Origin of the sequence: Pseudomonas sp. UBA3149 (genome assembly GCF_002364655.1) — a bacterium.
Lineage (GTDB): Bacteria > Pseudomonadota > Gammaproteobacteria > Pseudomonadales > Pseudomonadaceae > Chryseomonas > Chryseomonas luteola.
On record NZ_DEYV01000030.1, the window covers coordinates 40,419 to 61,334 of the forward strand.

Below are 20,916 nucleotides of genomic sequence, written 5' to 3' on the forward strand. Positions count from 1 at the left end.
GACTGAACAAGAGAGATAAGAATGATGCAAGCTGAACTGATTCTGGATGCCCGCAACGGTACGGGAGAAAGCCCGGTCTGGAACCCACGGGAACAGGCGCTCTACTGGGTCGATATCCCTGCTCGTACCCTCAACCGCTGGAGTGCTGCCGATGGCAGCACCCGCGCCTGGCTGGCTCCAGAAATGATCGCCTGCGTGGCACGCTATGACGGCAGTGACACTGCATGGTTGGCAGGCCTTGAGAGTGGTCTGTTCAAGGTAGAGATCACCAACGGAGACACCTTGCAAGCCACAGCCCTGGCCAACGTGACGCACCCGACCGGAAACATGCGCTTTAATGATGGGCGCTGTGACCGCCAGGGTCGCTTCTGGGCGGGAACCATGGTCATGGATATGGCAGCTGCAACACCGGCGGGAAAGCTATACCGCTTCCCTGAGCAACACTCGACTGCAGCCGATGGCCTGACCCCAATTCTGGAAGACCTTATCGTACCCAACGGCCTGGGCTTCAGCCCGGACGGCCGGACCATGTATCTGTCCGACTCCCATCCCAATGCACAGCTGATCTGGGCATTCGACTACGACACGGATACCGGCACGCCCCACAATCGCCGCCTGTTCGTTGACATGAACAATCATCCAGGTCGCCCTGACGGCGCCGCGGTGGATGAGGACGGTTGCTATTGGATCTGCGGTAATGATGCTGGCCAGATCCATCGCTTTACCCCGGATGGGAAGCTGGATCGTTCGCTGACCGTACCGGTAAAAAAACCGGCCATGTGCGCCTTTGGCGGACCGGGCCTGGATACGCTGTTCGTCACCTCCATCCGACCTGGCGGTGATCTATCTGATCAACCTCTGGCGGGCGGTGTGTTTGCCTTGAGGCCTGGCGTGAAAGGCCTGGAAGAGCCGACGTTCAGAGGATAGAACAACGCCTTCTACTACCGCTGTACTCCTCATAACAAAGACAAGATGTACTAAGGAGTTATCTCATGAATTTCAAACGTAACCTGTTGGCCGCTGCATGCTGTGCGCTTCTGACTCCCGCGATCGCACTGGCTGATATCACCCTGAAGTCTTCGGACGTTCACCCGGCGGGCTACCCGACGGTCGTTGCCGTCGACAACATGGGCAAGAAACTCAAGAAGGAAACCGACGGCGAACTCAGCATTCGCATGTTCCCCGGCGGCGTCCTGGGTAGCGAAAAGGAAGTAGTCGAGCAGGTTCAACTGGGCGCGATTCAGATGGCTCGCATTTCCATCGGCTCGGTAGGCCCGGTAGTGCCGGAAGTCAACGTGTTCAACCTGCCCTTCGTCTTCCGCGACGAAGCGCATATGCGCAAAGTGATTGATGGTGAGGTAGGCCAGGAGTTGCTGGATACCGTAACCAACTCCAACTTCAATCTCGTGGCCCTGGGTTGGATGGATGGCGGTACTCGCCATCTGTACACCAAAAAGCCGGTGCGCAAGATAGAAGACCTTGGCGGCATGAAGATCCGTGTAATCGGCAACCCGATCTTCATTGACACCCTGAACGCCATGGGCGGCAGCGGTATTGCGATGGCAACCGGTGAGATCTATAGCGCCTTGCAGACCGGCGTGATCGATGGCGCGGAAAACAACCCGCCTACCATGGTTACGCAGAACCATTTCCAGGTAGCCAAGTATTACACCCAGACAGGTCACCTGATCCTGCCGGAAATGCTGGTCATGTCCAAGGCCACCTGGAACAAGCTGACGCCGGATCAACAGGCGCTGGTCAAGAAAACTGCACGTGAAGCGCAGATGGAAGAGCGTGAGCTGTGGGACAAGTACAACGCGGAAAGTGTCGCCAAGTTGAAAGCTGCCAACGTTGAGTTTATCGAAGTTGACCGCAAGCCTTTCTATGACGCCACCGCGCCGGTACGTGAAAAATATAGCCAGCAGTACGGACCCAAATTCGCCGAGCTGGTCAAGCGTGTTGAAGCGGTGCAATAAGGCCTGACGGCCATTACAACAACAACCTGACATGCCCTGCTCGCTCCGAGGTCCTCTCGCAGCGAGCATGCGGCCGCTCGGAGCTTTTCATGAAACATGCTCTTCTGCGTGTCAACGATGTCATCTATACCCTCTGTGTCTGGATAGCGGGCCTGTCAATTCTTGTCATCTCGCTCATCATTCCGTGGGGTATTTTTACCCGTTACGTAATGGGAACCGGTTCATCCTGGCCGGAGCCTATCGCCATTCTGCTCATGTCCATTTTCACGTTCATTGGCGCAGCGCCCAGCTACCGTGCCGGTGCGCACATGGCTGTAGCAATGTTTACCGATCGTCTTCCGCCACTGCTCAAGAAATACGATGCCGTTCTGGTCAATCTGCTGATGACCGCCATCAGCCTCTTCATGACGATCTGGGGTATCAAGCTGTGCATGGCGACCTGGTACCAGTTCACCAGTGACCTGGCCTGGCTCCGGGTAGGGATTGCCTATTCGCCTATCCCAATCGGTGGCGCGCTGACCCTCTGGTTCGTGCTCGAAAGAATCATTTTTGGCGATCAAAGCCAACGGCGCGTCGTGCAATACGATGCGGTAGAAGAAGCGGCCGAAGGAGTTGCCTGATATGGATGCGTTCGTATTACTAGGCAGTTTCATACTGCTGATTCTGCTGGGCATGCCGGTTGCCTACGCACTGGGCCTAGCGGCGCTCGTCGGCGCCTGGTGGATCGATATTCCGTTCGATGCGCTGATGATTCAGGTGGCTGGGGGTATCAACAAGTTTTCCCTGCTGGCCATTCCCTTCTTCGTGCTGGCGGGGGCCATCATGGCCGAAGGGGGTATGTCGCGGCGGCTGGTGGAGTGTGCCAACGTACTGGTAGGCTTCATCCGCGGTGGGCTGTCGCTGGTCAACATCCTGGCCTCGACCTTCTTTGGCGCAATTTCCGGCTCCTCCCTGGCGGATACCGCCTCGGTAGGTTCGGTGCTGATTCCGGAAATGGAAAAGAAGGGCTATCCGCGTGACTATGCCACTGCCGTTACGGTCAGCGGCTCGGTTCAGGCGCTGCTGACTCCACCCAGCCACAACTCCGTCCTGTACTCGCTGGCTGCGGGTGGCACTGTTTCCATCGGCTCGCTGTTCATCGCCGGCATTGGACCGGGGCTTCTGCTCAGCTCCATTATGATGCTGATGTGCCTGTTCTTCGCCAAGAAGCGCAATTACCCCAAGGGTGAAGTCATTCCCATGAAGCAGGCGCTGAAGATCTGCGTCGAGGCGCTCTGGGGCATGATGACCATGGTGATCATTCTCGGTGGCATTATCTCCGGCATCTTTACAGCAACGGAATCTGCTGCGGTTGCCGTGCTGTGGGCATTCTTCGTGACAATGTTCATCTACCGCGATTACAAGTGGAATGAACTGCCCAAGCTCATGCATCGAACCGTACGTACGGTCTCTGTGGTGATGATCCTGATTGCCTTTGCCTCAAGCTTTGGCTACATCATGACGCTCATGCAGATTCCGGCACAGATCACCGGCGCCCTCATGACCATTTCGGAAAACCGTTATGTAATCCTGATGTGCGTAAACATCATGCTGCTGATCCTGGGTACGGTAATGGATATGGCTCCGCTGATCCTGATCCTGACGCCTATCCTGTTACCGGTCATGATCTCCATTGGCGTAGATCCCGTGCATTTCGGCATGATCATGCTGGTCAACCTGGGTATCGGTCTGATCACCCCACCGGTAGGCGGCGTGCTGTTCGTGGGCGCAGCTGTAGGCAAGGTGACTATCGAGCAAACCGTAAAGGCGCTGCTGCCGTTCTATGTAGCCCTGTTTGCAGCCCTGATGGCCGTAACCTATATCCCCGCAATCTCTCTCTTCCTGCCCAGCCTGATGGGTAACTGATCCATCGCATGACTGCTGGTCTTATCGAGACCAGCAGTCCCTCTCTACTGCCGACTGGCAGCTCATCGGATCACCCCTGCAATTCGCTTCGTTTCCCCGCAATTTTTCCTATAGTGAACGTGCCATTATTGATAGCCTTTCAGTACGTTACTGCCTGCATTAATGGCCTGAGCCTGTTGAACCTATAAGAACGATAAAGCCCCACCTGGAGGATGCCTTGATGCAACATGCCGAACGGCTGCCTGCCGCTCTCATCGATGAGGGGCAGTATCGTCTGCTCGTGGAAGCCGTTTCTGACTACGCGATTTTCATGCTGGATCCGGACGGTTTCGTAGCAAGCTGGAATCCCGGCGCTCGCCGCTTCAAAGGGTACGAGACAGCAGAAATCCTCGGTCATCACTTTTCGTGTTTCTATACCGCTGAGGACTTGCTGACCGGCCTGCCCGGTCGGGCACTTGAGCAGGCCCGCTGTGAAGGCCGGTTCGAGCAGGAAGGCTGGCGTGTACGCAAGGATGGCACACGCTTCTGGGCGCATGTCGTAATCGACCCTATCCGTAACGCACAAGGCACGCTGTTGGGCTTTGCCAAGGTGACGCGCGACCTTACCGAGCGAAAGGCGGCGGAAGACGCCTTGAGAAAAAGTGAAGAGCAGTTCCGCCTGCTGGTTCAAGGCGTCTCCGATTATGCCCTCTATATGCTGGACCCGACCGGTCAGGTGACCAGCTGGAATGCCGGTGCCGAGAAGATCAAGGGCTACACCCCACAGGAAATCATCGGTCAGCATTTCTCACGCTTCTACACCCCTGAAGATCGGGAAGCAGGCCTGCCGCAACAGGGGCTGGAAACGGCTCAACGTGAGGGTCGTTTTGAAAAGGAAGGCTGGCGAATCCGCAAGGACGGTACACGCTTTTGGGCCAATGTTGTCATCGATGCAATAAGGGACGACAACGGCACCCTCCTCGGCTACGCCAAGGCCACCCGTGACATCACCGAGAAACGGGAAACCCAACTGGCTCTGGAGCAAGCCCGGGAGGCCCTGTTCCAGTCACAGAAGATGGAAGCCCTGGGCCAGCTGACCGGTGGGATTGCCCACGACTTCAACAACCTGCTCATGGTGTTCATTGGCTGCCTTGAGCTGGTTCGCAAGCGTCTGCCGGATGATCCCAAGGTCACACCGCTGCTCGACAATGCCATTCAGGGCGCACAGCGAGGCGTTTCTCTGACCCAGCGCATGCTGGCCTTCGCACGCCGTCAGGAACTGAATCCGGAGACCATTGAACTGCCTACTCTGGTCCGCGGTATGGCCGAACTGCTTCAGCGTTCCCTGGGCCCGTCGATCAAGATCGAAACCCGCTTTCCGCTGATTCTCAGACCTGCCCACGCCGACACCAATCAATTGGAGCTGGCCCTGCTCAACCTGGCCATGAATGCACGAGACGCCATGCCGGAGGGCGGCTCCATCATCATCTCGGCCCGTGATGAACTGATCTCCCAAGGCCATCCCAGCCACTTGAAACTGGGGGCCTACGTCTGCCTATCGGTACAGGACACCGGCCAGGGAATGGATGAAGACACATTGTCCCGTGCCATGGAGCCTTTCTTTACCACCAAGGGCATCGGTAAGGGAACGGGGCTTGGACTGTCCATGGTGCACGGCCTTACCGAACAATCCGGTGGCAGGCTCATCCTCAAAAGCCGGCTGGGCGAAGGTACTACAGCCGAAATCTGGTTACCCGCCGCACACGTATCTGATGCAGGCATGCAGACCACTGACGACCCCCTACCCGCGCCTTCAACAGACAAACCCGGAAATACCTTTCATATCCTGGTGGTAGACGACGACCCACTTGTTCTGACCAGTACCGCCGCCATGCTGGAGGATCTCGGAAATACCGTTTACAAGGCCTCTAGTGGTGCCCAGGCGCTCGATATATTGAGGAAGGCATACCCTCTTGTGGACTTGGTCATTACCGACCAAGCCATGCCTTACATGAGCGGCACTCAATTGGCAGAGGCCATACGGGCTCATTGGGCGGACCTTCCCATAGTGCTCGCATCAGGGTATGCCGAGTTGCCAGCAACGCTTTCGGTTGATCTGCACAAGCTAGCTAAGCCCTTCCGCCTGGAAGAGCTGGCCAAGGCCATTGATCAGGCCATGCGTCCGGACGCCATAGCCTCGGCTTGATGCTCTCACGCCGGGTGGCCATCGCGCACCCGGCCTTCCATCGGCTCGATACCTTTCAATAGAAACTCCACACCAGCGAAACAGCTCCTATAAAACGTATCCGAATCAATAACCTGATCTGGATTACCACCCCCTTCTCAGCTCCTACCTCATTCGCCCTAACCTGATATGGCAGGTATTGCCTCACATTCAGCAGGAAGCCGCACAGTCGAATAGAGCAGTAAATCTGTCTTGCGGAGTTATCTATGGATGCTCAGTGTGAAGTTTGTTATTCAATCTTCCCTCCCATCGAGAATCCCAACCGAAGCGGGATGCTTCAGGTTGACGACACCCATCAACTCTATTGGGAGGAGTCCGGTAATCCTGAGGGATTACCCGTCGTCTATCTGCACGGCGGACCTGGCGAAGGGGCGCCGCCCTCCAAGCGCCAATTCTGGGACCCGGACTATTACCGCATCATCCTCTTCGATCAGCGTGGCGCGTTACGCTCCACTCCTCTGGCCGAGGTTAAAAACAATACGACCCAGCATCTGATCGATGACATCGAGACCCTGAGGGAGATGCTCGGCATTGACAAATGGCTTGTCTGTGGCGGCTCATGGGGAACCACCCTGGCGCTTGCTTATGGCGAAGCCCATCCTGAGCGTTGTCTGGGCTTTGTCCTGCGTGGCATCTTTCTGGGCACAACCGATGAGATCAACTGGTTCGTTTACGGTATGCGCCTGTTTTTCCCAAAGGCCCATGAAGACTTCGTCAAGTGGCTGCCGGAGGAGGAACAAGGCGACTTGTTGGAAGCCTATTGCAAGCGGGTGACCTCCGAAGACAAAGACGTTCGGCAGGAGGCCGCCCGTTACTGGGTAAAATATTCCGGGAGATGTGCGCTGCTGCGCCATGATCCTGAAGGCGTTGAAGAGCAAGCCGCTGACGATACGACCATGATGGGCATGGGTATCCTGGATCCGTATTACTTCAAGCACAGCATGTTTCTGGAAGACGACCAGTTGCTTCGCAACATTGACCGTATCACCCACCTGCCGTGCGCCATTGTGCAAGGTGGGCACGATATGATCGCAACGCCTCATGCTGCCTATCGGCTGCACAAATCCTGGCCTGGCTCCGTGCTGAACATGGTGCCTGATGCAGGCCACTCACCAATGGAACCCGGAACGCTGAGTGGGCTGATCCAGGCGTTTGAAGTCTTCAAGAAGACCGGCGACTTCCACCAGCCTTGATAGCTCTGTCACGACACAGATACCGCTGGAGCGCTTGCAATAGACCACGCCACACAAAACCTGTGGCGTGGTCGAGGCTGCTGGCAGGGTTTGCCACACCGGCAACCACACGGCAAGCCTTTCCAGAGAGCAGTTAGAACATTAATCCATACCCCATCGGATACAGAGGTTTGCGGTTGTCTTCCTGGCTGGTTGAGTGACGGTTGATTACCTGTTCCATGGAAAGCGGCAGATCAAACGGGAGCTTGCCTTTGAAGCGGGTCGGATTGACTACCGCGTCCAGAAGGATCTCGTCGGATACACCAAAGTTGCCGATCAGGGCACCTACCTGCCCCTGAAGCTTGGTCAACACGGCCGGACGATCCAGATACACACTTACAATGGTCGGCACACCCTTTGCGCTGGCAGCCTTGATCTGGAGAAGGTCTGGATTGTCCTCCGGGTAGTCCAACGAACCCTCATGCTGCATGCTTCCGAACAGATAATTCGGATGTAACAGCTCGTAGGGCGCTGTGGAACGCATGATGGCAACGTCCGCCTTGTCCAGCGAATCCACGACATTCAGGTCGGCCTTTTGCGCCGCAGTGGCATCGACGTTATAAAGATAAACGTTTCGGCCCTGGCCAATAGGCAGCAACTTGCGGTTCTTGAGCAGTACCAGCGAGTTCTTTTGCGCGTCATCTGCCAGTTGCTGATGCTCTGCACTGCCTACAACCTCAGCGGCCTTGGTTTCATCCACATACGGATTCTCGAAGAGTCCCTGCTCGAACTTCTGCTTCATGATGCGGATGACCGCCTCGTCTACACGACGCTCGGACACAAGCCCCTGCTTGACCGCACTTACTACAAGACTGCTGTCATCCACTCCGCCAAGCTGGTCGACCCCGGCGTTGATGGCCTTGGCGGTACGCTCAAGCTCTGTCAGCGACTCGACCCCCCAGGGCATTCCCAGCGAGAACGGCTCACCCGGCTTGCTGCCGTTCTGGCAAGCCTCGTTACAGTCTTTGGTAATCAGCCAGTCGCTCACCACGACGCCCTTGAAGCCATAGCGGTCCCGCAGGAGATCCTGTAGCAGGAAGCGGTTGAATCCCGCCCCCACCTGCTCTTCGATCGGCCGTCCTTGGTGAGAGGCGTTCTGCAGAATCGAATAGGTCGGCATGACGGAGCCTACATTCGCCTCGAATGCCCCTATGAACGGAACAATGTGCTGGCGAATGTCCTTGCCGTAGAAGTCCGCGTATTTGCCATAGGCATTGTGGCTGTCCCAGCCATCCTTCGCTTCTCCATAGCCTACCCAGTGCTTGACCACCGTCACCACACTGCCAGGGTTTAGGAAATTGCCATTCTGCATGCCTTGAACATAGGCGCGAACCAGACGCTTGGCCAACTGGGCATCTTGTCCGAAAGTACCACTGCCACGGGGCCAACGCGGCTCGGTATAGAGATCCGCCTGCGGAGATAGCGCCACGTTGATGCCTACCGCGCGATACTCATCGCGTACGACCTCGGCAAAGGTCTTGACGACCTTAGCGTCCCCAATGGCGCCCAACCCCAAGGCTTCCGGCCATTTGGAGAACGAACCGGACTGGTTGCTGGCACCTGGTGTGTAGAGGAAAGAGTTGCGGGGGTCGGTGCTGATGCTCAGGGGAATCGCCAGCCGCGATTGTTCAGCCAAGACTTGCAGCGCATTGTTCTGTTTGGCGAAATTCTCGGGGTCTGTATCCAGGCGCGTGATATAGGTGTTTACCTTCTTGGTTTCGATCGTCTTGGCAATCGCCTCCTGATCATAGACGGCACCGCCACCCAGCCCACCGGCATCCGCTACGGTCGGAAAGGTACCATGCATCATGGCTCCTGCCTTCTCCTCAAGCGTCATCCAGGTAACCAGATTGCGGGCACGGTCCTCGGCAGGCAGTCGCCAATCCTCATAACGATCCAGCCGACCGTTACGGTTCATGTCCTTGAACTGCAAGCCGCCCACCGTTAGTACAGGCAGGTCTTTCTGCTCAAGCGTTACACCGTGCGAAGAAATACCTTGCGCCGAGACTCCTGTCGCCAGTGTGGCTAAGCTGATTAAAGCAGCGGCCTTTTTCATCGAACCCTCTCTTTTCCTTGTTATTGGTTAACGTAGCGCACTAATGATCTAGGGCACTGGAACTATAGAGCAGGTTTTACGAATCCGCTTGCTAACCGCACCGATTTGTCTGGCGCAGGTATTTCAACAAGCTTATCTATGCCTTGGCGCGCCCCAGAATCTGGTCCATTACCCTGTCCGTCTTGACGGCTTCCCGCGCCAGCGCAGCGTAGTCACGCTCACCTCGAATATGCGCATTCATACCCAACACGTGGTACCACTGGATATGCTCAGGGTGCTGGATGTACTCGCTGACAGTTTCTTCAGCGTCCAGCCGGACCGGCTCATCACCAAATACTGAAAAGAGAATACGCCCCCGACTGCCAATGATTTCGACTCGATCTTCATGGCGGTCAGCCACAAAATTCCAGCACCCCATGCCGAGCGCGCCGGATGAGAAACGCCAGCTTGCAACTACTGCATCTTCCGCCGCATAGAGCCCTGCCTGTCTTGCAGTGAAACCGCTTACGGCCACGATATCGCCCAACAGGTACTGAAACAGGTCAAGGCCATGACTGGCCAGATCGGCAAAGTATCCACCCCCTGCGACAGCTGGGTCGGTTCGCCAGTTGGCCTGCTGCTCCAGATCTTTTTGCGAAGGCGGCTTTATCAGGCTCCAGGTCAGCTGCCTGACCTCGCCAATATGGCCCTGCGTCAACCATTCGCGTATCCGCTGAAACCGGGGCAGTGACCGACGGTAATACGATACGAAAAGATGGCGACCCGCCTTGTCGAATGCCTGCTGCATCTCCTCGCTCTGCGTACTGCTGAGCGCCATCGGCTTTTCGACACAACAATGTTTGCCTGCGGTGGCCACCTGCATGCTGTAGGCATGATGGCTGTCGGGAGGCGTTGCGATATAAACAGCGTCCACGTCTGGATCATCGATCAAGGCTTGCGCATTGGTGTATATCCGCGCAATGCCATGACGCGCCGCATAATCGGTGACAGCCTCGGCACGGCGGCCCATCACCGCTACCAGCGCAGAGCCAGGCGCCTTATAAAAGGCTGGCCCGCTTTTCCGCTCCGTCACATCCCCACAGCCAATCATTCCCCAGCGCACAACATCCATGAATTCTCTCCCGTTCAAGGAATCAATAGGTTCGGCACCTTTTCCCTTGTCTTCGTGCGATACGACCACGCAGACTTAGGACTACCGTACAAAACAGGTGTGTCGGAATAGTAGTCACTGCATCCTATGCTGCGAACTGTTAGTTGGTAACGGCGCGGTGACAAACCATCTGCCCAGGCATACAGCCCGTTCGGCATAGACAATCCATCCGCAACAAGAAGCGAGCCACGATGACCAGCAGCCAACGCCCGGTAGCGGGCCTCTCCCTACCTAAACCCATTATCGAGCGGGCCGAAGCCCTTTTGCAGCAAGGTGGTCGTCGCCTGCTGGGAATCGCTGGCCCACCGGGTGCTGGCAAGTCGACCGTGGCGGATCTGCTGGCGGCTGAGCTGGGCACGCGAGCATTGGTCGTACCCATGGACGGCTTTCATCTGGCCAATCGGGAGTTGGCTCGCCTTGGCCGCGCGGAGCGCAAAGGGGCACCGGATACGTTCGATGTGTATGGATACCGGGCCCTGCTGGAGCGTCTCAGGCACCAGCAGGCAGACGAAACGGTCTACGCGCCCTCGTTTCATCGTGACATCGAGGAAGCCATTGCCGGATCGATTCCAGTCTCATCCGAAGTATCGCTGATCATCAGTGAGGGAAACTATTTGCTACTTGATGAAGGCCCCTGGCAACCCGTGGCCGAACTGTTCGACGAATGCTGGTACGTTGCTGTCGACCCTGATGAGCGCCGTACCCGGCTGATCGAGCGCCATATGCATTTTGGGCGAAGCCGCGAAGCTGCTCAGGCCTGGGTTGAGCAGACCGATGAGCCCAACGCTCTGCGTATCGACCAGTACAAGGATCGAGCCCATCTTCAGATTCCCTGGTCTGATGGACCGGCCCGGTAAGTGAGCTGCGTAATGAATCAAGGACCTGGCTGATGCGTTTCAGACAGGCCCTTGAGGCAGTAGTCACTAGAATAACATCCCCAACAAAGACGCTTTGACCGCCGCCTCCGCCTTATTGGATGCATGAAGTTTCCGCATGGCATTTACCAAGTGAAACTTAACGGTACGCTCGTCGATATTAAGAATCAGTCCAACTTCGATATACGTCTTGCCTACGGCTGTCCATTTGAGAACTTCCCGCTCACGGCAAGTTAGTTCACTCGTACATTCAGGCATGGTTTTCGGAGCCAGAAAACGCACCATTGAAGAATGAACAAGCGTAGTCAGCCATATAAGCTTGGCTTCTTTTTCGTCGAGTTCTGTAACGGTAAGTTTTTCCGAAGAACGAACCAACGACAATAGCCCCATCGTCCCAAACTGCCCTCGCGACGACAGGCACCAGCCATGACGAATGTCATGCTGCATCGCCTCTTCCCAGAAATCATGCTCCACCGCTGGTTGCTCCGCTGACCAGATCAGAGGGGACTGTTCCCGGATACCGTGCCGTACGGTTGGGTCGATGCAGTAATAATTATTAGCTACATACTTACTTTTCCAGGCATCAGGAAATGTTGTAAGAAGTTCTATTTTTGGGCTAGAAACAGGAAGTGGCGCCTGAAGGCCATAAGAACAGAATTGAAACCCCAGACCTGAAATGATCTTTCCAAGCTCACTGAACAATTGATGTTCGGATTTAGCCGCGGAGCATAAAGAGAGATAATCCTCACGCCAGTCTTTCACATTACTTCAACCTTTGTAAAAGATGCCCAAATGGGCAGTGGTTTGTTTCTAACAGGCTCCGTACCATCATCTATTGGTGATGACTTAATTATTGCGAAACAACTTGTAAGGTGATGAATCTTGGTCGATTTAGGTATTCTTTCGTCGCATCCCAAGGGCGCTGCCATGTCTTTATTAGCACCAGATCATTTCATCCGCATGTCTTACAAGGAGTTCAGCGACGTCACCTTTTACCAATACATGGCCTGGATGGACATGGATCTCGTCGAAGAGCTGCACAGCCTTGGAATAGACGCCGCTTCTGCCGGATTTTGCGAATGGGCCAGCACGACCCATTCACCCTCTATCAGCATTGGCTGGACCTGGTTCAGACAAAGTTCAATTGGAAGCCCCTACCTTGCTCCCGGTGGAATCAGCACCAATCTGATGCTGCGATGTGCAACCGGTTACGATCTGGGACCACGGGCTACAGAAGAACTACTAATATCCTGGCTCTCTCGACAAAACTGGCAGTCCGGAATTCCAGTCACCTTATAAGCAGACCTGTCCAGATGGGCAGCTGTCCAAAAAAACGTCGCTCTCTTGTAATGGAGTAAAGACACTTACGGAGATGCGATATGCTTAATATGGTAACAGGGACGGTTAAAGATTTAAAACCGGCCATGGCACAGGCCCTTTCGGTATATCGATACAACATTTTTGTTGAAAAGATGGGTTGGCCTCTCGAGTGTCAGGAAGGTAATGAACAAGATGAGTTCGACCGTGAAGACACCCTTTATGTAGTGGCACATGACAGCAACAACGAAGTCTGTGGCTGCGCCCGCTTACTGCCCACCCATAAACCGTATCTGCTGGGTGAAGTCTTCCCCGAACTAATGGAAGGCGCGGCCTTACCGCATTCTTCCGATATTTGGGAACTGTCTCGCTTTGCCTTGAGCACCCCCAAAAATAAAGTATTAACCGCTGCGCAATCATGGCAAAACAATATCGCCTTGATGTCAAAAGTAGTTGATGCTGCAAGTGCTCGGGGAGCGCGCCGCTTGATCGCTTTTTCCGGCGTGGGCAACGAAAGACTGCTCAAACGTGCTGGCCTGAATATTCACCGTATTTCCAAACCACATCTTATTGATAACAAACCGGTCGTCGCTTTCTGGATAGAAATCGACAACCAGACAAGAAATGCATTAGGTCTTCAATAAAAGGACCTGATTGCCATGCGTGCTTAATAAAAAGATGGATAGACCAATCAATAAAAGGACGTTGATAAAAAGGCCCTAGTTTGGCTTTAAAAACACATCAGGTGATCCCTGCCTTTCAACACCTGAAAGCCAGCTTGACCTTGAATATACGCTTCCCAATCATTTAGATGACTTAAACTCATGACTCAGGCAATCAGATCTTATTCCAGCCGTACAGCAGACAAATTTGTCGTCCGTCTTCCTGAAGGAATGCGCGATCATATTGCGGATGTAGCCCGTTACCATCACCGGAGCATGAACTCCGAAATTATCGCTCGCCTTGAGCAGAGCTTGATCCAGAATGGTGAAATGGACGGTAGCGCCAGAATGCGGCTGGATAGCCCTGAGCTGAGCGCCCATGAACGCGAACTGCTGCAGCGCTTCAGGGGCTTGTCAGGACGTCAGCAGAACGCCTTGATTTCATTGATCGCCGATAACGCAGCGACAGCAGCACGCGAATAGGCACTCTTATCCGGGCCTGCCTTCCGCCATAAGGGCGGGTCCGGATCTTTTCAGGTACAGCCCAAGGCTTACCCCTACACCCCCAGTACCCCCGTCCCTCGTTCATCCCCTCTAAAAACAAGCGAACCGCAGATGACAACAGCGCCGCATTATCTATAATTGGATTCTGCCTTTGCTCTCTTCTTGTCATCTTTAACAGGCTGCAATGTTTGCTTGCTTCTTCGCCCTTGCGTGCCTGTATCTTCAGAGGCTTTCGCCATGCGCGTCTTTTACTTTCTCTTGATTCTTACCACGGGTCTTGCATTTCTCTGGTTATCACTCCCTGATATCCCCGGCCTTATCACGTTCTCGTGAATACTTCTGGTGCCTGGGCTTTATCAGGCGCCAGGCTAACCTCACCTTAAGCACCACCTGACCGTAGCGCACGATGTTGCTGATAGCGCCCCAGCAACGTACCTATCGCGACAACGATGAGCGCGCCTGTTACACCCGCTGCGTAATGCGCCCATGAAGGCAAGGCAGGCAGGCTGGTATCGGCCACCGCCATTCCACCCGCAATCCAGCCCAACAGCGCCGCGCCCAATTTGATGATGATTGGAAAACGCTCCATCAGGCGCAACACCAGCTTGCTCCCCCAAATAATGATCGGGATGCTGACCACGATTCCAAAAATGACTAGTTCGAGCTGGCCATGGGACGCCCCTGCCACCGCCACAACGTTATCCAGGCTCATAAGCGCATCTGCCACGATAATGGTCCAGATAGCGCCCAGCAGTTTCGGGCTTGCCTTCAAATCAGCATGTTCGTCCTCACCCTCGGGCAGCATTAGTTTTACACCGATCCAGGCGAGCAGCAGCGCACCAACTAGCTTGAGATAAGGCAACGTCAGCAATTCAAGAGCGAAAAAGATCAATACGATCCTGAGCAGGATGGCACCGAGCGCACCGCCCAGAATGGCTTTATTTCGCTGCGCCTCGGGCAGTTTTCTACAAGCCAATGCAATTACCACGGCATTGTCGCCACCCAGGAGGATATCGATCAGGATGATCTGTCCAACAGCAAGCCAAAGATCAGGATTATTCATCAAATCAGTCAACACTATCTCCCTTGAAACAGAGACAGCCGCAACGTGCTGAGTCAGAACACGCAAAGTCTGCCGGTGAGGATTTACACCCCTTGTGGAGCCTCAATGTATCCAAAGGTTTCATGAAGAAGTGCAGACGACCGGAAAGAACGCCTGCTGCCGAGGTCATACGCCTATCCCTACAACGCATCGTGGATGACATTACCGCTACAAGGAGCTCTTGTGGAACCGCTGAAAATCGCCACATTCAATGTGAATGGCCTGCAGGCACGACGTGCTCATCTGCTCGAATGGCTACACCATGAATCCCCTGACATTGTGTGTTTGCAGGAATTGAAAATGGCTGATGCCAGTTTTCCTGTCGATGAGATCCAGAATGCCGGTTACGGTGCGTTATGGCAGGGCCAGAAGTCCTGGAATGGAGTGGCTATCCTGGCAAAGGGCGAAACGCCCCTGGAAAGTCGACGCGGCCTCCCAGGTAATGAGAACGACCCCCAGAGCCGTTATCTGGAAGCGGTCGCTCATGGAGTCGTCGTGGGTTGCCTGTATCTTCCCAATGGCAACCCACAACCAGGCCCTAAATTTGACTACAAGCTGGATTGGTTTAGAAAGCTAAATACTCATGCTGCCCAGCTGCAGGCAAGTGGTCATCCGGTCGTTCTTGCAGGCGACTACAATGTCATTCCTACAGATGAGGATATCTATAGCACGCGCTCCTGGCAGAAAGATGCGTTATTGCAACCGGAAAGCCGAGCCTGCTTCGAGCAGCTTCTGGAGCAAGGCTGGACCGATGCCCTGCGCACCTGCCACCCTAACGAGCGCATCTATACATTCTGGGACTATTTCCGCCAGCATTGGCAGAAAAACTCGGGCATGCGTATCGATCATCTCCTGCTCAGTGCATCACTTGCGCCACGCCTGCTGGATGCCGGTGTAGACCGCTGGGTACGTGACCAGCCCCATGCCAGTGATCACGCTCCCACCTGGATTACGCTCAAGGCCCCATAGACGAAGACACGATTCGGTCATGGACACCATGCTACATTCGGGATCTGTCCATCGCCACAAAACAGACCGTGACTCAGCCTACCCTCCTATCGGACCGTTTGCTATTAAGCCCGCTCCTGCCAAGTGATGCGCCACGCATTCAGTTGCTGGCCAATTCGCCCTTGATTGCCGATGTAACGGCGCACATTCCCCATCCGTATCCCGACGGATTGGCCGAATCATGGATCGCTACTCACACCGCTCGCTGGGAAGCCGGCGAGCTGGCTGCCTTTGGCATTCGATTGAAACAGACAGAGCAGCTGATTGGCGTCATTTCGCTGAATCACATCCGTGACCGACGCGCTATCGTTGCCTATTGGATCGGCGTGGATTACTGGAATCAGGGATACGGCTCCGAAGCCTGCAAGGCTATTACAGACTTTGGCTTTCAAACGCTGGACCTGACCGAGGTGCGCGGTAATCACCTTGCGCGCAACCCTGCCTCAGGCAGGGTTCTGGTCAAGAGTGGCTTCGAGTATCTGTTTTCCAAACCCGCTTCGCTAGGTTTGAAAACGGAAGACGAAATGATGATGTTCTATCGACTCACCCTTAGCCCACAAGGTGAGGCAATCAGCGTCTGAACGGATGCCCTACGGGGCAGACCGGACGGCATCCGTGTTAGAGGTCAATGCGCTACTTCGTCGAGCTCATTGCTTTTGATCTGCGTCAGCCGCCCTTCGAACAGGCGATACACCTGATCGGCCACATCAATCAGTGCAGGCCGGTGCGATACGGCAATTATGGTAATACCAGGGGTCAGCGCTTTCAGGGTATGGCTGATCGCGGCTTCGGACTCAGGATCTAGCGCACTGGTGGCCTCATCCAGAATCAACAAACGAGGGTTATGCGCCAGGGCACGGGCAATAACGATACGCTGACGCTGCCCGCCCGAAAGACGTCCGCCCCGCTCCCCTACGACAGCATTCATACCGCCGGTGAGTTTTTCCACGAACTCCCATGCTCCGGCTTGCTTCAGCGCCCGCTCGGCATCAGCAGCCGTAAGCTCGGGATCACCCAGCGTAACGTTAGCCAGAACGGTGTCATGCAACAGTAAGGTTTCTTGCGGCACATAGCCAATCAGACGACGCCATTGGCGTTTGTCGAGCTCCTCAATCGGAACACTGTCGATCAGGACGCGCCCAGACTGCGCAGCCAGCAGCGCACATATCAGATCCAGAATAGTGGTTTTTCCCGAGCCAGACGGCCCTATAAGGCTGGTGAATGTTCCGACCGGAATAGTAAGGTCCACCTCGCTCAGGATCGGTTTGCTTCCGTAATGAAAGGACACCTGCTCGAACACGATAGCGCTTTTCAGAGACGGTGTGCGGGTGCCGCCATTGGGCTCAGCATCCGCCAGCGCCGCGTTGATGGAATCCTGTAACGCCCAATAGGCGCTCTCCTGTGCGGCCATCCGATGATAGCGCTGCTGTGCCTTGTGAAGCAGACCCAGTACCCGCACCACTAGAAAGATGAGCACCATGACAGACGACAGAGGCAGCTTCCAGACCACCAGCGCCGCATACAGCCCAGCGGCTGCCAGGATGGCAAGCATGGGCTCCTGAAGCGCACGCAACGCTTCACGGCTCATGACCTCACGTTCCATCGCCTTGTTGAGCTCGGCTGCCTGATGGCGAAGCAGCGAATCGGCAATGTCATAACGCGCCATGGCTTTGAGCGGCTTGACCGACCCCAGCGTATCGGTCAGATGAGCCAGCAGCTCGCGCATGAGACTGGTCTGACTCTTGCCGGCGCGCCGGGACGTCTTTACCAGACGCTGCAGGGCCATCAGGAGAAAACCTCCAAGGATGAGCGAAACCAGCGTTGCCTTCCACGAAACGATGAACGCAATGACGGCATACACAACCGCCTGGATGACCAGCGCCAACATGTTGGCCGCATGCTCATACCCTGTCGAGGCACGATAGGCTTCGGTCGCTACAGCATTGGCCAGCGCACCGGCAGGCTGACGCAGGTAGTATTCCCAGCGACTCCCCAGCAACGCACGAATCAGATCGATTCGAAGGTCAGTGGCCACATGGGCTACGGCATAACCGACCTGACGGTTACCCAAGAGTACCAATGTACTGCTCAGCGTCAGCCCCACAACGATCACGACCAGCATCGTTACCAGCGTAGGCTCAAGACCCACCAGCCCAAGGACATGAATGACCTTATTGGCCAAGTCAGAATGCGCCTGATCACCCAGGGCAATGGAGAGTAGCGGCAGTAAGGTCGTCAAGCCGACCCCTTCCGCGATACCTGCCAGCAGCAGGCTTATCAACATCAGAAACGTACGCACCGGGTAAGCCCGGCCGTAAGCAAAAAGAATCCGCATGGTATATCCGTTAGCGATGGGCTCGGTTAACTGGATAGGGAGCGCACGGCTCAACCTATCGCCAGACTACAAAGGGGTAATCCAGCTCCGTATCCCTGTGAGCCTATAGCTTGGTTCATAAACTCTTGATCTGCCTTACCCCTGTGAAAGCGGCGTAAGGCAGACACGTCAGCTGACTTGCGCCGCGGTCGAAAACACATCACGTAGCGTTGCAAAGGCAGCAATGATCTGGTCGATCTGTTCTGGCGTATGCGCCGCGCTAACACTGCAGCGAACCAGCGCATCCCCGTTGGGGCTGGCCGGAGGCAGCACTAGATTCACATAAACGCCCTGCTCGATCAGCGCTTCCCAGAAGGCAACGCCCTCCTTGGGCGAACCCAGCATGACCGGAATGACAGGACTCGGTCTTGAACTTACCCGATAGCCTAACGCCGACAATCCCTTGTGCAGCTGTCGTGCATTGTCCCAAAGCTGCGTTCTAAGCTCGGGACGGGTACGTAGGCTACGTAACGCCGTACGCACGGAAGCAATCACTGAAGGCGAAGGTGACGCTGTAAAGATATAAGGGCGACTTGCATAACGAAGCAGATCAAACTCAGCGTGCTGGCTTGCTGCAAAGCCGCCAATCGCACCCAGACTCTTGCTGAACGTACCCAGGATGACATCTACTTCGTCCTCGACGCCCAGCTCCTCGGCCAGACCGCGGCCGTTGGCACCCAGCACCCCAACGGAATGCGCTTCATCAACCAGCAGATATCCACCCAGACGACGCTTGATCTCGACGATTTCCTTGAGTGGCGCCTGATCACCCATCATGCTGTAGATGCCTTCTACAATGATGATCGCATCACGGGCCTTTTCGCCCAGGCGAAGCATGCGCTTTTCCAGGTCGGCGGCATCGTTATGCCGGAAGCGAATGACCTGTGCCCCACCCATGCGGCAGGCATCATAGATACTGGCATGGCAATCGGCATCCAGCAGCACGATGTCGTCCGGCCCCGCCAGGGTGCCGATAATGCCCAGGTTGGCCAGATAGCCTGTCGAGAATACAATGACCGAGCGGCGCTGAAAGAAATCACCTAATTCCTCTTCAAGTGCCATGTGGCTGCCGTAGCTGCCATTGGCCATGCGCGAGCCGGTCGTACCAGTGCCTTCATGTTCCAACGCCTGCTGGGCAGCCTTGATGCATTCAGCATCGAAGGTCAACCCCAGGTAATTGTTGGTTCCCGCAAGCACTACACGCCACTGCCCAATACGTCCTTCAGTAGGCGTATAGATTTCGTCGATGCGTGTACCAAAGGGACTGGGCTCCGCCTGGATCAGAGCGGTACGTTCCTGTGCCAGCTTGTTGAACTTATCGAACAGTGCCATCTGCAGGCTCCAGCAAGGCGATGACAGCATGTGCCAGTTGCGCGGGGGTTCGGACATCGGTCAGGACATTGAGCGGGATGGAGATATCGAACTCGTCTTCCATTTCCATCAGAAGATCCATGACCTTGATGGAGTCCAGGCCAAGCTCCTGAATCAGATCGATGTCGGGATGAATAGGCGTACCGGGAGGCGCAAGGCGATTGAGGTAAGCAAAGATCTTTTCTAGTATTTTTTCTTGGGATGTCATGACTAAGTCCCTAAACGGAATGAATGCCCTAGGCCTTTCAGAAACTACGCTCTTGCAAAGCCTTCTCCAGCAGGATATTTGGATGCCATCCCAGTGCCTGCTCAACGGCTGCATTACTGCATGACCAGTCAGGATGTCTCAACTCACCTACCTTGGCGGGTGTCAGCATGGGTGCACGTCGTGTCAGGCGGGAAAGGGACAGATTGACCTGTGCCATTCCCTCAAGCACTGCGGCAGGCACAGTAACCTTACGCACCGGCCCTTGGCGAACTCTTTTAGCAATCTCGGCAATGCTCTGCCAGTCATAGCCGTCAGGATGACCATCACTGAGTTCATAGGTAGCCGAGTGTACCTGCGAGGCACCGACCCAGGCCACCACAGCGCGGACGAGATCTTCCACATGAATGAATGACAAGCGTGCGGATTGCTCACCCAGCGTCAATAGCCAGCCACGCAGCAACCACTGGAAGAGTGGCCGCATCTCCTTGTCGCCCGGCCCATAAACTGCGGTAGGTCTGAATACCGTAACCGGAAGGTCGCCGGCCCGTTGCTGGATAGCCTGCTCTGCCTCACGTTTGGAGGCTGCATACCAGGACAACTCTGGATGCCGAGCCGCTAAAGAAGACATCAAAAGAAACCGCCGGCCTGCACCAATCCGCCGTACAGCCTCCATCAGATGGGCGCTGCCGTCGACGTTGATCCGGTTGAACTGATGGGGCGTGCTGCCTCTAACGGCACCGGCAAGGTGGATAACAATGTCCGCCCCGTCTACCAGATGCTCAAGTGAATCAGGCTCCTCAAGGGAACCCTTGATCCAGGTGACACCGTCGCGGGGGCCGTCTTCGCGTCGGTTTAGAGCGCGTACCGTGAGATTCGCTTCAACCAGACGCTTGCGCAAGATGGTTCCGATAAAGCCTGTCGCCCCCGTGAGGGCGACAACCTGAGCGGTCAA

20 protein-coding genes are annotated in these 20,916 nt (G+C 55.5%); 12 read left to right on the plus strand and 8 right to left on the minus strand.

Annotated features, from left to right (window positions below):
- Positions 1-24 precede the first annotated feature (24 nt).
- The 6 genes from B3729_RS18210 (at position 25) to pip (ending at position 7,298) form a co-directional block, all read left to right on the plus strand.
- Positions 25-927, plus strand: a complete 903-nt coding sequence (locus B3729_RS18210) for an SMP-30/gluconolactonase/LRE family protein (protein WP_286788751.1) — start codon at positions 25-27, stop codon at positions 925-927.
- 65 nt (positions 928-992) lie between these two features.
- Positions 993-1,976 (plus strand): TRAP transporter substrate-binding protein, encoded by a 984-nt coding sequence (locus tag B3729_RS18215; protein ID WP_010798153.1) that lies wholly within the window; start codon positions 993-995, stop codon positions 1,974-1,976.
- Between the two features lie 89 nt (positions 1,977-2,065).
- Positions 2,066-2,596: a TRAP transporter small permease gene (locus B3729_RS18220; protein WP_010798152.1), complete on the plus strand. Its 531-nt coding sequence runs from the start codon at positions 2,066-2,068 to the stop codon at positions 2,594-2,596.
- 1 nt (position 2,597) lies between these two features.
- Positions 2,598-3,881, plus strand: coding sequence for a TRAP transporter large permease (locus B3729_RS18225; protein WP_150347494.1), 1,284 nt, complete (start codon positions 2,598-2,600; stop codon positions 3,879-3,881).
- Between the two features lie 220 nt (positions 3,882-4,101).
- Positions 4,102-6,066: a hybrid sensor histidine kinase/response regulator gene (locus tag B3729_RS18230; protein ID WP_286788620.1), complete on the plus strand. Its 1,965-nt coding sequence runs from the start codon at positions 4,102-4,104 to the stop codon at positions 6,064-6,066.
- Positions 6,067-6,311: 245 nt separating this feature from the next.
- Positions 6,312-7,298 carry a prolyl aminopeptidase gene (gene pip / locus B3729_RS18235; protein WP_286788621.1) on the plus strand — a complete coding sequence of 329 codons (987 nt, stop codon included), beginning with the start codon at positions 6,312-6,314 and terminating at the stop codon, positions 7,296-7,298.
- Positions 7,299-7,431: 133 nt separating this feature from the next.
- Here pip and B3729_RS18240 read toward each other — a convergent pair whose 3' ends face one another.
- Positions 7,432-9,393 carry a glycoside hydrolase family 3 protein gene (locus tag B3729_RS18240; RefSeq protein ID WP_286788622.1) on the minus strand — a complete coding sequence of 654 codons (1,962 nt, stop codon included), beginning with the start codon at positions 9,391-9,393 and terminating at the stop codon, positions 7,432-7,434.
- Between the two features lie 136 nt (positions 9,394-9,529).
- A complete protein-coding gene (locus B3729_RS18245; protein WP_286788623.1) occupies positions 9,530-10,504 on the minus strand; it encodes a Gfo/Idh/MocA family protein in 975 nt (324 codons plus the stop codon).
- Positions 10,505-10,734: 230 nt separating this feature from the next.
- Between B3729_RS18245 and B3729_RS18250 the strand changes: the two genes are divergently transcribed.
- On the plus strand, positions 10,735-11,400 hold the full coding sequence (locus B3729_RS18250) for a nucleoside/nucleotide kinase family protein (protein WP_122042671.1): 666 nt from the start codon (positions 10,735-10,737) through the stop codon (positions 11,398-11,400).
- Between the two features lie 66 nt (positions 11,401-11,466).
- Here B3729_RS18250 and B3729_RS18255 read toward each other — a convergent pair whose 3' ends face one another.
- On the minus strand, positions 11,467-12,180 hold the full coding sequence (locus tag B3729_RS18255; protein ID WP_074825515.1) for a LuxR family transcriptional regulator: 714 nt from the start codon (positions 12,178-12,180) through the stop codon (positions 11,467-11,469).
- Between the two features lie 120 nt (positions 12,181-12,300).
- On the opposite strand from B3729_RS18255, the gene B3729_RS18260 reads away from it, so the two are divergent.
- From B3729_RS18260 to B3729_RS18270, 3 genes are all read left to right on the plus strand, one after another.
- On the plus strand, positions 12,301-12,717 hold the full coding sequence (locus tag B3729_RS18260; RefSeq protein WP_083397884.1) for a DUF4902 domain-containing protein: 417 nt from the start codon (positions 12,301-12,303) through the stop codon (positions 12,715-12,717).
- Between the two features lie 80 nt (positions 12,718-12,797).
- The gene (locus B3729_RS18265; protein WP_122042672.1) at positions 12,798-13,379 is read left to right on the plus strand and encodes an acyl-homoserine-lactone synthase; all 582 of its coding nucleotides are present in this window, start codon (positions 12,798-12,800) and stop codon (positions 13,377-13,379) included.
- A 180-nt stretch (positions 13,380-13,559) separates the two neighbouring features.
- Positions 13,560-13,880 (plus strand): Arc family DNA-binding protein, encoded by a 321-nt coding sequence (locus B3729_RS18270; RefSeq protein WP_286788624.1) that lies wholly within the window; start codon positions 13,560-13,562, stop codon positions 13,878-13,880.
- A 400-nt stretch (positions 13,881-14,280) separates the two neighbouring features.
- On the opposite strand, the gene B3729_RS18275 is transcribed toward B3729_RS18270, so the two are convergent.
- Positions 14,281-14,976 carry a TerC family protein gene (locus B3729_RS18275; protein WP_286788625.1) on the minus strand — a complete coding sequence of 232 codons (696 nt, stop codon included), beginning with the start codon at positions 14,974-14,976 and terminating at the stop codon, positions 14,281-14,283.
- Between the two features lie 210 nt (positions 14,977-15,186).
- Here B3729_RS18275 and xth point away from each other — a divergent pair, with 210 nt between their 5' ends.
- On the plus strand, positions 15,187-15,972 hold the full coding sequence (gene xth / locus B3729_RS18280) for an exodeoxyribonuclease III (RefSeq protein ID WP_286788626.1): 786 nt from the start codon (positions 15,187-15,189) through the stop codon (positions 15,970-15,972).
- Positions 15,973-16,040: 68 nt separating this feature from the next.
- A complete protein-coding gene (locus B3729_RS18285; protein ID WP_286788627.1) occupies positions 16,041-16,592 on the plus strand; it encodes a GNAT family N-acetyltransferase in 552 nt (183 codons plus the stop codon).
- A gap of 44 nt (positions 16,593-16,636) precedes the next feature.
- Here the strand turns inward: B3729_RS18285 and B3729_RS18290 are convergent, their stop codons facing one another.
- From B3729_RS18290 to B3729_RS18305, 4 genes are all read right to left on the minus strand, one after another.
- Entirely contained in the window at positions 16,637-18,346 is a 1,710-nt protein-coding gene (locus tag B3729_RS18290) for an ABC transporter ATP-binding protein (protein WP_122042676.1), read from the minus strand.
- A gap of 168 nt (positions 18,347-18,514) precedes the next feature.
- Positions 18,515-19,717: a serine palmitoyltransferase gene (gene spt / locus B3729_RS18295; protein ID WP_239380736.1), complete on the minus strand. Its 1,203-nt coding sequence runs from the start codon at positions 19,715-19,717 to the stop codon at positions 18,515-18,517.
- Entirely contained in the window at positions 19,701-19,964 is a 264-nt protein-coding gene (locus B3729_RS18300; protein WP_010798135.1) for an acyl carrier protein, read from the minus strand. The genes spt and B3729_RS18300 overlap by 17 nt, the downstream gene beginning before the upstream one ends.
- A 37-nt stretch (positions 19,965-20,001) precedes the next feature.
- Positions 20,002-20,916, minus strand: a complete 915-nt coding sequence (locus B3729_RS18305; RefSeq protein WP_286788628.1) for an NAD-dependent epimerase/dehydratase family protein — start codon at positions 20,914-20,916, stop codon at positions 20,002-20,004.